The organism is Methylobacterium sp. CCH5-D2, from assembly GCF_001556475.1.
Lineage (GTDB): Bacteria > Pseudomonadota > Alphaproteobacteria > Rhizobiales > Beijerinckiaceae > Methylobacterium > Methylobacterium hispanicum.
On sequence record NZ_LSIX01000046.1, the window covers coordinates 1 to 11,900 of the forward strand.

Below are 11,900 nucleotides of genomic sequence, written 5' to 3' on the forward strand. Positions count from 1 at the left end.
AGAAAAAAGGCCACTCCCGAAGGAGCGGCCCGAAGTCTAGGGAGGAAACGCCCAAGAAGGGCTGCGGGACCGCGACGCCATCGCGTTCTCGCAATGCACAAAGTAAAGTGCGCCGCACAAAACACAAGACCCGGCCGACGTTTCTCACCCGCCTCCCGCGCATGGCTTGGCCGCGCGGGCTGCAAATCCAGCGGGATTCTTATGGTTGGCGTGCCATCATCTTGTTGGTGACGGTGTGCGCCGCGACGATCACGCCTTGCCGAGGAGCCGCTCGATCTCGGCTTTCAGCGGCCCGGCGAGATCCGGCCGCTCCAGCCCGTAGGCGAGGTTTGCGGTGAGGAAGCCGATCTTGGAGCCGGTGTCGTAGGTCCGGCCCTCGTAGCGCATGCCGTAGAAGCTCTGCTCGCCCATGAGCTTGATCATCGCGTCGGTGAGCTGGATCTCGCCGCCCGCCCCGGTCTCGCCCTTCTCGAGGATCGCGAAGATCTCGGGCTGGAGGATGTAGCGGCCCGAGATGATGAAGTTCGAGGGCGCCGTGCCCTGCTTCGGCTTCTCGACCATGCCGGTGATCTCGAAGGTCTGGCCGAAGGTCTCGCCCACGCTGACGATGCCGTACTGGTGGGTCTCTTGCGGCGCGACCTCCTCCACCGCGATGACGTTGCCGCCGTGGCGCTCGTAGGCGTTCAGCATCTGGCCCATGCAGCCCCGGCTCAGCATGTCCGGCAGCAGCACCGCGAAGGGCTCGTCGCCGACGATCTCGCGGGCGCACCAGACCGCGTGGCCCAGGCCGAGCGGCGCCTGCTGGCGGGTGAAGCTGGTCTGGCCGGCCTTCGGCAGGTCCCGCTTCAGCTCGTCGTAGGCGGCCTGCTTGTTCCGCTCCTGCAGCGTGCGGTCGAGTTCGTAGGCGATGTCGAAATGGTCCTCGATCACCGCCTTGCCGCGGCCGGTGACGAAGATGAAGTGCTCGATGCCGGCCTCCCGCGCCTCGTCGACCACGTGCTGCACCACGGGGCGGTCCACCACCGTGAGCATTTCCTTCGGCACCGCCTTCGTCGCCGGCAGGAAGCGCGTGCCGAGTCCGGCGACGGGGAGGACAGCCTTGCGGATTGGTTTCATCGTCGGAACCTGATCGTGGACGGAACGGCGCGGTCCGCGGAGACGCGGGCGTGCAACCGCAGAGATAGCACGACTTTTCCTCCATCAAGGCTTATTGACGCATCGACAGCAAAGCTTCACCCCGAACGGGTTGAAGAGCCGGGAGACCGCGGCGGGAGAACGGGGCGATGACGGTTCTGGTCACGGGCGGGGCCGGCTATATCGGCAGCCACATGGTCCTGGCACTGGTCGATGCGGGGCAGGACGTCGTGGTGCTCGACGACCTCTCGACCGGCTACGACTGGCTGCTGCCGCCCGAGGTGAAGCTCGTGGTCGGCGACGTGGCGGACGCGGATCTCGTCGCCCGGACGATCCGGACCCACGGCTGCGACGCGCTCGCGCATTTCGCGGCCCGGATCGTGGTGCCGGACTCGGTGGCCGACCCGCTCGGCTACTATCTGGCCAACACCGTGAAGACCCGCGCCCTGCTCGAGGCCGCCGTGCGGAGCGGGATCCGGCACGTGATCTTCTCTTCCACGGCGGCCGTCTACGGCGAGCCGGCGACCGTTCCGGTGCCGGAGACGCTGGATCCCAACCCGATCAATCCCTACGGCCGCTCGAAGCTGATGAGCGAGTGGATGATCGCGGACGCGGCCCGCGCCCACGGCTTCAGCTACGTGATCCTGCGCTACTTCAACGTCGCGGGCGCCGACCCGCGGGGCCGCTCCGGCCAATCGACGCCGAACGCCACCCATCTGATCAAGGTCGCGACCCAGGCCGCGCTCGGACAGCGCAGCCACATGGAGGTGTTCGGGACCGATTACCCGACGCCGGACGGCTCCTGCCTGCGCGACTACATCCAAGTCTCGGACCTCGCGGAGGCGCACCGTGTCGCCCTCGACCACCTGCGCGGGGGCGGCGCGAGCCTGACGCTCAATTGCGGCTACGGGCGCGGCTACTCCGTTCTGGAGGTGGTGGACGTGGTCAAGCGCGTCTCGGGCCGGGATTTCGCCGTCCGGCTCAGCCCGCGCCGCGCCGGCGACCCGGCTCGGATCGTGGCCGGCTCCGAGCGGATCCGGACGGAACTCGGCTGGGTTCCGCGCCACGACGACCTTGAGGCAATCGTGCGTCAGGCCCTCGACTGGGAAGATCACCTCGCCAAGCGCAACCGGATCTGAACCGTGCGCCCGGGAGGTCTCGCCGCGCTGACGCTCTGCCTCGGGTTGGCCGCCCATCCGGCGCCGGTCGCCGCGCAGGGCACCGTTCCGCCGGGCGCGGCGTTTGCGACCTTCGTGGCGGCGCTGCGGCCGGACGCCGAGGCCCGCGGGATCTCGCGCGCGACCTTCGATTCCGCCTTCGCGGGGGTGACGGCACCGGATCCCGCGGTCCTGGCGCGGACACGCCGCCAGGGCGAGTTCGGGCGCCCGGTCTGGGACTACCTCGTCGGCGCCGTCTCGGCCGCGCGGATCGCCCGGGGGCAGGCGCGTGCCCGCGCGCTCGCCGCGACGCTCGACGCGATCGAGGCCCGCTACCGCGTGCCGCGCTGGATCGTGCTGGCGTTCTGGGGCGTGGAGTCCGATTTCGGCGCGAGCGGCGGCAGCGTGCAGACCGTCCGCGCGCTGGCCACCCTGGCGCAGGCCCGGTACCGGGGCGACCTCTTCCGCAACGAACTCCTCGATGCCCTCGCCATCCTGCAACGGGGCGACATCGCGCCTGACCGGATGAAGGGAAGCTGGGCCGGCGCCATGGGGCAGGTGCAGTTCCTGCCCTCGACCTACCTGCGCCATGCGGTCGATTTCGACGGCGACGCTCACCGCGACATCTGGGCGAGCGACGCGGACGCGCTCGCCTCGATCGCCGCCTACCTGAAGAATCTCGGCTGGAACCCCGACCTGTCCTGGGGCTACGCCGTCACGCTGCCGCCGGGCCTCGACCTCGGCCGCTACGCGGCCGACCTCTCGGAGTTCGCGCGGGCCGGGGTCCGGCGCATCGACGGCGCGGCCCTGCCCGGTTCGGGCCGGGCCAGCCTGTTCCTGCCCGGCGGCCTCGGCGCACCCGCCTTCCTGATCACCGACAATTTCGAGGTGGTCCGGGCCTACAACACCTCGGATTCCTACGCGCTCGCCGTCGGGCATCTCGCCGACCGGCTCGCGGGAGGCCCGGCCCTCGCCGATTCGTGGCCGAGCGCGGCGGCGCGGCTCGATACGGCCGGATTGAAGGCGCTGCAGACCGGGCTGAAGGCCGAGGGGCTCTACGAGGCGGAGGCCGACGGGCGGGCCGGGCCGAAGCTGCGCGAGGCGCTGCGCCGCTACCAGATCCGCGAGGGTCTCACCGCCGACGGCTACGCGACCCCGGCGGTGCTGGAGCATCTACGGGCGCGGCGTGAGGCGGCGCCGCGTTAGGAGCCTCTCCCAGAACTCCCGCAGCACCGTCGCGTGCAGAGGAGTGGCTCCCGGCGATCGGGCGTTTCGCGCGGTGCGCCGAGCCCGCGCGAACGCCGAGGCCTCGATCGGTCCAGTCGGATCCGCGCCGCGCGGGAGCGGCGAGCGGACCTCGCTTCGTCGCGCGGCCGCGGGCGGAGCCTCGCCGATCCCGGCGATCGCGTCGCCGAAGATTCACCTACGTGAGATGCGGGCCCGCCCGGGCCGCCTATCGTGGCGACGCGCACGGGCACGGGTGCGCGCCAGGCGAGAGCATGCCGCAGCATCTCATCGACAAGCTCGAACGTTTCACCCGTCTCTCGGACGAGGACAGGCAGGTTCTGAAGGCGCTGGCGCGCAAGGTGCGCCTGATCGAGGCCGGCGTGGACATCATCCAGGAGGGCGACCGACCGGAGACCGTGAACCTCTTCCTCGACGGCTGGGCATGTCGCTACAAGCAGTTGGAGGACGGCCGTCGGCAGATCGTGGCCTTCTTCGTGCCGGGCGATCTCTGCGACATCCATATCTACGTCCTGCGCGAGATGGACCACGCGATCGCCGCGATCACGCCCGTGCGCCTCGCCACGGTCCCGCGCGAGATCTTGCTCGACACGATGGACCGCCACCCCCGGATCACGCGGGCATTGTGGTGGGAAAGCCTGGTCAACGCGGCCATCCAGCGGGAGTGGACCGTCAACATCGGGCGCCGTACCGCCCTGGAACGGCTCGCGCACCTGTTCTGCGAGCTGTTCCTGCGCCTGCGCGCGGTCGGGCTGGCGGAGGGAAGCACCTGCCCGTTTCCGCTCACCCAGCTCGAGCTGGCCGACGCGACGGGCCTGACGAACGTGCACGTGAACCGCACGCTGAAGGAGATGCGGAACGCAGGCCTGATCCTCCTCAAGAGCCGTCAGCTGACGGTTCCGGACCTCGCGGCCTTGCAGAAGGCGGCCTTGTTCAACCCGAACTATCTGCACCTCGAACGGGAGGGCGCGCATCTCAGCGCGAACGCCTAGGGTCGTTCCCGATCGCGTTGCAAACGGTAACGGCTCAAACTGTCTGTCTTGACGCGCTCTCTTGCGCCGAACCGGCGTCCACTTCGGGGCAAGAGCGCTCCGACGGGCGCGCCGGGACGGATCATGCCAAGGGTGCGGTTGATCGCGGGACCGCGGCCGAAGCGTCGGCGGGCGGTGGAGCGGGTACCGGGAATCGAACCCGGGTATTCAGCTTGGAAGGCTGCTGCTCTACCATTGAGCTACACCCGCACAGCCTGTCGCATAGCATGGAGCGGGTCGCTTGAGAAGCGAACCGCAGAGCTGTCCGACAGTCCGTGTGATCGTTTGGTGGGGGAAGAAGGACTCGAACCTTCGAAGCTTACGCAGCGGATTTACAGTCCGCCCCCTTTGCCGCTCGGGACATTCCCCCAAACGAGCGGCCCGTCCGGGCCGCGCCGGGGTCTTATGGTTGGGGGCAGCCGCGGAGTCAACAGCCTCGTCGCGCCCCCGTTCAATCGGTGGGAGCGAGGTCGCAGATGCGCAGCTGCGCCCGCTCCGCGCCGCGCCAGCGATCGCACGAGAGGGTCCCGGCGACGTGGCACTCGCGGCCGATCCCGTTGAGGAGCGCGAGGCCGAGCGGACTCTGCGCGCTGCGGAAGCTGATCGCCCCGATGGCCTGCCCGTCGCGGCTGCGCAGGCGTGCCCGGACATGGCTCGCGCCCACCACGCCGGCATCGACGATGCGGTGATTGGCGAGCGCGAAGACGGGTTCGGGCGCGCCCTGGCCGAAGGGGCCGGCGCGCTGGATCAGCCGAACGGTCTCGGCAGTCGCGCCGCCCGCGCTGAGCGTCCCGTCGATGTGCAGCACGTCCGCCGCCCGCGCCTCGGCGACCGCGGCCGCGAGACACTCGGTCAGGCGCGCCTCGAAGCGGGTCAGGTCCTGACCTTTCAGCGTCACGCCCGCCGCCATGGCGTGGCCGCCGCCCTTCGCGGCGAGGCCCGCCTCGACGCAGCCGCGCACCGCAGCGCCGAGATCGGCCCCCGCGACCGAGCGGCCGGAGCCCGTGCTGGTCCCGTCCGGACGCAGCGCGAAGGCGAAGGCGGGCCGGCCGAAGCGCTCCTTCAGGCGCGAGGCGATCAGCCCGACCACGCCGGGGTGCCACTCGGCGCTGCCCGCGACGAGGACGGGACGATCCGGATCGAGGCTGAGCAACCGGTCCATCGCGGCCTCGGCATCGGCCACCGCCTGCGCCTCGATGAGCTGGCGCTCGCGGTTGAGCCGGTCGAGCTCGGCCGCGATCCGCACGGCCTCCAGGCTGTCGGCGGTCAGCAACAGGCGCGCGCCGAGGCTCGCGTCGCCGATGCGCCCGCCCGCGTTGATGCGGGGTCCGAGCAGGTAGCCGAGGTGCCAGGCCTCGGGCGGCCCATCGAGCGAGGCGGCGTCGAACAGGGCGGCGAGGCCGGTGCGGCCGCGCGCGCGCATCACGGCGAGGCCCTGGACCACGAAGGCGCGGTTGAGACCGGTCAGGGGCACCACGTCGGCGACGGTGGCGAGCGCCACGAGATCGAGGGCATCCGTGAGCTTCGGCTCGGTCAGGTCCCCGCCGAAGAAGCCCTCGCGCCGCAGGGCCCGGTTGACGGCCACCAGCGTCAGGAAGACCACGCCCGCCGCGCAGAGATGGCCGAGGCCCGAGAGGTCGTCGAGACGATTCGGGTTCACCAGGGCGCGCACCGGCGGCAGCACCTCGGAGGCGGCGTGATGGTCGAGCACCACGACGTCGAGGCCGAGCTTCTCCGCCTCCTCCAGGGGTCCGTGCCCGCTGGTGCCGCAATCGACGCAGACGAGAAGGCTCGCGCCCTCGGCGGCGAGCGCGCGCACGGCCGTGACGTTCGGACCGTACCCTTCCGTGATCCGGTCCGGGATATGGATGCGGGCGGTGACGCCGAGGCCCTGCAGGTAGCCGGCGAGCAGCGCCGCGCTCGCGGCGCCGTCCACGTCGTAGTCGCCGAACACCGCCACGATCTCGCCCCGGCGCACCGCACGGGCGATGCGCCGGGCGGCGATCTCCATGTCGAGCAGGGTGTCGGGGTCCGGCATCAGCGTGCGCAGGCGCGGGCTCAGATAGGCCTCCGCGCCGTCCGGGCGGATGCCCCTCCCCGCGAGGACGCGGGCGAGCAACTCCGGCAGGCCGTAGGCCTGGACCATGGTGGCGGCGTCGGCCTGCGCGACCGGGTCGGCGCAGCGCTCGCGCCACGCCCGCCCCTGGATCGAGGCGGAGACGCCGAGGAAGGGACGGGGCGGAGGGGTCACGGCGAGCACGCCGCGATCATAGCGCGGACCCGCCGCCGACGCTGCCGCCCGAAAACGACAGCGGGGCGGCCATCGCTGGCCGCCCCACCGGGAAAGAGCCCGCCCAAGGGCCCGAGGCCCTCGGGGATCCCCTGGATCAGAGGTTCTTCAGGATCGAGTCGACGACCTTCTTAGCATCGCCGAACAGCATCATGGTGTTGTCGCGGAAGAACACTTCGTTCTCGACGCCGGCGTAGCCGGAGCCCATGCCGCGCTTGATGAAGAGCACGGTCTTGGCCCGCTCCACGTCGAGGATCGGCATGCCGTAGATCGGCGAGGCCTTGTCGGTCTTGGCGGCCGGGTTGGTCACGTCGTTGGCGCCGATCACGAAGGCCACGTCCGCCTGGGGGAACTCGCCGTTGATGTCCTCCAGCTCGAACACCTCGTCGTAGGGCACGTTGGCCTCGGCCAGCAGCACGTTCATGTGGCCCGGCATGCGGCCCGCGACCGGGTGGATCGCGTACTTCACGTCCACGCCCTCCTTCTTGAGGAGGTCGGCCATCTCGCGGAGCGAGTGCTGGGCCTGCGCCACCGCCATGCCGTAGCCCGGCACGATGATCACGCGCTCGGCGTTCTTCATGATGTAGGCCGCGTCGTCCGCCGAGCCCTGCTTCACGGGGCGCGTCTCGACCTGGCCACCGCCGGCCGCCGCGGCGGCGTCGCCGCCGAAGCCGCCGAGGATGACCGAGATGAACGAGCGGTTCATCGCGTGGCACATGATGTAGGACAGGATCGCGCCCGAGGAGCCGACCAGCGCGCCCGTGATGATGAGCGCGAGGTTGCCCAGGGTGAAGCCGATGCCGGCTGCCGCCCAGCCCGAGTAGGAGTTCAGCATCGAGACGACGACGGGCATGTCGGCGCCGCCGATCGGGATGATGATCAGGCCGCCGAGCACCAGCGACAGGATCACGATCAGCCAGAACAGGAACTTCGACTCGGTGCCGATGAACACGGCCAGGAGCACCACCAGCGCGGCGGCGAGCAGCGCGTTGATGAGGTGGCGCTGCGGCAGCATGATCGGCTTGCCCGACATGCGGCCGTCGAGCTTGGCGAAGGCGATGACCGAACCCGTGAAGGTGATCGCGCCGATGGCGACGCCCAGGCCCATCTCGAACAGCGACTGCTTGTGGAAGTGGCCGTTCTCGATGATGCCGAAGGCCTGGGGCGCGTAGAGCGCGCCGGCCGCGACCGCCACGGCCGCGAGGCCGACCAGCGAGTGGAAGGCGGCCACGAGCTGCGGCATCGCCGTCATCGGCACGCGCTTGGCGATCACCGCGCCGGCGCCGCCGCCGATGCCGAGGCCGAGCAGCACGATCACCCAGGCGGCCGCGCCCGCGGGCGGGTGGCCGACCAGCGTGGTGAGCACGGCGAGCGCCATGCCGACCATGCCGTAGAGGTTGCCCTGTCGGGAGGTCGTCGGGTGCGAGAGCCCCCGCAGCGCCATGATGAACAGGACGCCGGCGACGATGTAGAGAAGGGAGGAGACGTTCTCGGACATCGGCTCAGGCCTTCTTCTTATACATGGCGAGCATGCGCTGTGTGACGAGGAAGCCGCCGAAGATGTTCACGGAGGCCAGCACGATGCCGATGAAGCCGAAGAAGCGGGCCCAGCCGCTGCCCTTCTCGATGTAGGGCACGCCCACCGCGAGCAGCGCGCCCACGATGATCACCGACGAGATGGCGTTGGTGACCGACATGAGGGGGGTGTGGAGGGCCGGGGTCACCGACCAGACCACGTAGTAGCCGACGAAGATCGCCAGCACGAAGATCGCGAGGCGGAACACGGTCGGATCGACGGCGCCGTGCGTCGCGGCGGCGACGCCATGGCCGAGGCCGTCGGCGATCGCCTGGGCCTGGTCGGCGGCGTTGCGGGCCGCCGCGGCGGCGGCGCGGGCGGTGTCGGCCAGGAGGCGGGTCTGATCCGCGGCCTGGTCAGGGGCGATGGTTGCCATGGGTGAGATCTCCTGGGGAGCCGGTTACGCCGCGCCCGCGCCCTTGGTGGCGCCCTGGGCCGCCTCGGACTTCGACAGGCCGACGGCCGAGGCCTCGGAGGCCGCGCCGTCGCCCTTCGGCTGGAACGAGGGATGCACGACCTGCCCGTCGCGGGTCAGGTTCGTGGCCTTGACCAGCTCGTCGTCCCACTTGATCGCCAGGGTCTTCGACTCCTTGTCGATCAGCGTCTCGAGGAAGGCGTAGAGGTTGCGCGCGTAGAGCGCCGAGGCAGTCGCCGCGAGGCGGCCCGGCACGTTGAGGTGCCCCACGATCTTCGCGCCGTTCGCCGTCGTCACGATCTCGCCGGCCTTGGCGCCGGCGACGTTGCCGCCGCGCTCGACCGCGAGGTCAACCAGCACGGAGCCCGGCTTCATCGAGGCGACCATCTCCTCGGAGACGAGCTTCGGGGCGGGTCGGCCCGGGATCAGCGCCGTCGTGATGACGATGTCCTGCTTGGCGATGTGGCCCTTGACCAGCTCGGCCTGCTTGCGCTGGTACTCGGCCGACATCTCCTTGGCGTAGCCGCCAGCCGTCTCGGCCTGCTTGAACTCGTCGTCCTCGACGGCGACGAACTTCGCGCCGAGCGATTCGACCTGCTCCTTCGTGGCCGGACGCACGTCGGTGGCGGTCACGACCGCGCCGAGGCGGCGGGCGGTGGCGATGGCCTGCAGGCCGGCGACGCCGACGCCCATGATGAAGACGCGGGCGGCCGGCACGGTGCCGGCGGCGGTCATCATCATCGGCATGGAGCGGCCGTACTCGGCGGCGCCGTCGATCACGGCGCGGTAGCCCGCGAGGTTCGCCTGGCTGGAGAGCACGTCCATCACCTGCGCGCGGGTGATGCGCGGCATGAACTCCATCGCGAAGGTGTCGAGGCCGGCCTCAGCCAGCGCCTTCAGCTCGGCCTCGCGGCCGTAGGGGTCCATGATGGCGACGACGGTGGTGCCGCGCTTCAGGAGCTTGGCCTCGTCGGCGCTGGGGCGGCGAACCTTCAGCACGAGGTCGGCGTCGCGGCCTGCATCCTCAGCGGAAGCCGCCACGGTGGCGCCGGCACCCTCGTACTCGGCGTCGGGGACGCCGGCCGAGAGGCCCGCACCCGACTGGACCACGACGTCGGCCCCCAAGGCCTTGAATTTCTTAACCGTTTCCGGCACCGCCGCGACCCGCGGCTCCGCGGCGTCGGTTTCCGAAAGCACAGCGATGCGCATTCAGCTTACCCCTCAAATGGACCGCCACCGCATGCGCGAACCATGACGGTTTTACGAGGTGAGCGGGCGCTACTCGGTTGATGGAAACGGTGCGGATGTAACCGGGCTCGCGGTTCCGTCCCGGCTACGGCGCCTCAGGCGAAGAACAGGTACAGGAGCAGGAGGACGGCGACCGCGCAGGGGGCCTTCCAACCGACCGCCGGGGCCAGTGCACCGATCGTGCCGGCCGCGGACGAGGCCACCACGCCGGCGATCGCCGTCAGCCACGCCTCCCGGATACCGCCGACGGCGAGCGCCAGGACCCAGCAGATCACGACGCCGGTCGCGATCTCGATGAAGCGGATGAAGCCCTTGTAGGTCTGTTCGTGGGTCTTGGCGTCCATCGCCGGGCTGTAGGCTGCCCCGGACACGGTCTTGGTATCAGCCATCGTGCGCTCGTCCCCTGTGACGCCTGTTTGTTCTGTCGCAGGGGATTTAGCTCAAGCCCAAACGGGCGGCAATCGCGTTGCCGCCGTCATTAAGGCCAAGATCGCGCCGAAATGCCCACCTTCGCGCCGGTCCGGCTCCTCAGAGCGGCAGGTCGAGGCCGGCGGCTTTCAGGGCCTCGCCCTGACGGTGCGTCAGGGCGTCGAGGGAGAAGCTCTCGATCTCGGCCTCGAAGAGGCGGTGGTAGTTCAGCTCCGAGCGCAGGTGCAGGAACACCGCGCCGAGGCCGACCGCGGCCCGGTCCATGAACACGAATTCCTGGGGAACGGTGACCGGCCCGCGCTCCTTCAGGGCCTGATGGACCTGGAAAGCCTGCCGGCGACCGTACTCGCCGGGTTTCACGCCGTCAGCCACGGTGCGGGTGCGGTCCTCCAGCAAGGGACCGTAGATGAAGCGCGCCCAGATGTTCAGGATGTCGATGATCTCGCGGCTGAGATTCTTGAAGCCCCAGACCTCGTAGGCGTGGACGATGCGGGCCTCGTCCTCCTCCAAGAGACCGCGGTAGAGATCGACCACGCCGCCGACGAAGCGCGGGTGGAAGATGCGCACGCAGCCGTAATCGAGCAGGTTGATGCCCCCCGGCTCGCCGTCCTCCCGGAAGACCGTGTAATTGCCCAGATGCGGGTCGCCGTGGATCACCGCCGCGCGGCTGAACGGGTGCCACCACGCCTTGAACATCGCCTGGGCGAGCCGGTTGCGCACCTCGACCGGGCTCTCTGCGAAGTTCAGGATCCGTTCGCCGTCGAGCCAGCTGAGTGTCAACAGGCGCTTGGTCGAGAGGTCCTCATGGACCGTCGGCACCCGTACGGCGTCGATGTCCTTCAGCACCGCGCCGTAGAGGGCGGCGTGCTTCGCCTCACGGGTGTAGTCCAACTCCTCGCGCACCCGGGCGCCGATCTCCTTGGCGATCTCGCGAGTGTCGAGCCAGGAATTCATGCGCCGGTGCAGGGCGAAGGCGACCTCGAGCTGCTTGAGGTCGGCCTCAACGGCCGATTGCATGTCCGGATACTGCAGCTTGCAGGCGAGAGCCGCGCCGTCCCGCGCCGTGGCGCGATGCACCTGGCCGAGCGAGGCGGCGGCTGCGGGCTTCAGGTCGAAGCTGCCGAAGCGGCCCTGCCAGTCGGCCCCGAGCTCGGCCATCATCCGGCGCTTGACGAAGGCGGCCCCCATGGGCGGGGCGTCGGCCTGGAGCTTCTGCAACTCCGCGGCGTATTCGGGCGGCAGCAGGTCCGGAATGGTGGCCAGGAGCTGCGCCACCTTCATGATCGGCCCCTTGAGGCCGCCGAGCGCCTGGGCGAGCGCCGCAGCGTTGGTGGTGCCCTCGCCCCCGAACAGGCGGGCACCCGCCATCCGCGCC

General features: G+C 70.3%; 10 protein-coding genes and 2 tRNA genes. 3 read left to right on the forward strand and 9 right to left on the reverse strand.

All coding sequences use genetic code 11. The features are described from left to right. Nucleotides 1-249: 249 nt before the first annotated feature. Complete coding sequence (gene galU / locus AX737_RS01050) at nt 250-1,116, reverse strand: UTP--glucose-1-phosphate uridylyltransferase GalU (RefSeq protein WP_066918313.1); 867 nt, start codon at nt 1,114-1,116, stop codon at nt 250-252. Between the two features lie 167 nt (nt 1,117-1,283). On the opposite strand from galU, the gene galE reads away from it, so the two are divergent. From galE to AX737_RS01065, 3 genes are all read left to right on the forward strand, one after another. Beyond that, nucleotides 1,284-2,273: a UDP-glucose 4-epimerase GalE gene (gene galE / locus AX737_RS01055; protein ID WP_066918315.1), complete on the forward strand. Its 990-nt coding sequence runs from the start codon at nt 1,284-1,286 to the stop codon at nt 2,271-2,273. A gap of 45 nt (nt 2,274-2,318) precedes the next feature. Continuing rightward, complete coding sequence (locus tag AX737_RS01060; RefSeq protein ID WP_066918329.1) at nt 2,319-3,497, forward strand: lytic murein transglycosylase; 1,179 nt, start codon at nt 2,319-2,321, stop codon at nt 3,495-3,497. 293 nt (nt 3,498-3,790) lie between these two features. Continuing rightward, entirely contained in the window at nt 3,791-4,528 is a 738-nt protein-coding gene (locus tag AX737_RS01065; protein ID WP_066918317.1) for a Crp/Fnr family transcriptional regulator, read from the forward strand. Nucleotides 4,529-4,703: 175 nt separating this feature from the next. On the opposite strand, the gene AX737_RS01070 is transcribed toward AX737_RS01065, so the two are convergent. From AX737_RS01070 to AX737_RS01105, 8 genes are all read right to left on the reverse strand, one after another. Then, a tRNA-Gly gene (locus tag AX737_RS01070) sits at nt 4,704-4,777 on the reverse strand. Nucleotides 4,778-4,853: 76 nt separating this feature from the next. Further along, nucleotides 4,854-4,937 (reverse strand) — tRNA-Tyr (locus tag AX737_RS01075). Nucleotides 4,938-5,018: 81 nt separating this feature from the next. Beyond that, nucleotides 5,019-6,713: a single-stranded-DNA-specific exonuclease RecJ gene (gene recJ, locus AX737_RS01080; RefSeq protein ID WP_238231262.1), complete on the reverse strand. Its 1,695-nt coding sequence runs from the start codon at nt 6,711-6,713 to the stop codon at nt 5,019-5,021. Nucleotides 6,714-6,954: 241 nt separating this feature from the next. Continuing rightward, nucleotides 6,955-8,355, reverse strand: coding sequence for an NAD(P)(+) transhydrogenase (Re/Si-specific) subunit beta (locus tag AX737_RS01085; protein ID WP_066918321.1), 1,401 nt, complete (start codon nt 8,353-8,355; stop codon nt 6,955-6,957). Between the two features lie 4 nt (nt 8,356-8,359). Further along, entirely contained in the window at nt 8,360-8,809 is a 450-nt protein-coding gene (locus AX737_RS01090; protein ID WP_066918323.1) for a proton-translocating transhydrogenase family protein, read from the reverse strand. A 24-nt stretch (nt 8,810-8,833) separates the two neighbouring features. Continuing rightward, nucleotides 8,834-10,057 carry a Re/Si-specific NAD(P)(+) transhydrogenase subunit alpha gene (locus AX737_RS01095; protein WP_066918325.1) on the reverse strand — a complete coding sequence of 408 codons (1,224 nt, stop codon included), beginning with the start codon at nt 10,055-10,057 and terminating at the stop codon, nt 8,834-8,836. Nucleotides 10,058-10,191: 134 nt separating this feature from the next. Then, the gene (locus tag AX737_RS01100) at nt 10,192-10,485 is read right to left on the reverse strand and encodes an aa3-type cytochrome c oxidase subunit IV (RefSeq protein WP_066918327.1); all 294 of its coding nucleotides are present in this window, start codon (nt 10,483-10,485) and stop codon (nt 10,192-10,194) included. 139 nt (nt 10,486-10,624) lie between these two features. Next, nucleotides 10,625-11,900 (reverse strand): AarF/ABC1/UbiB kinase family protein (locus AX737_RS01105; protein ID WP_066918331.1); only part of this gene is annotated, 1,276 nt, incomplete at its 5' end.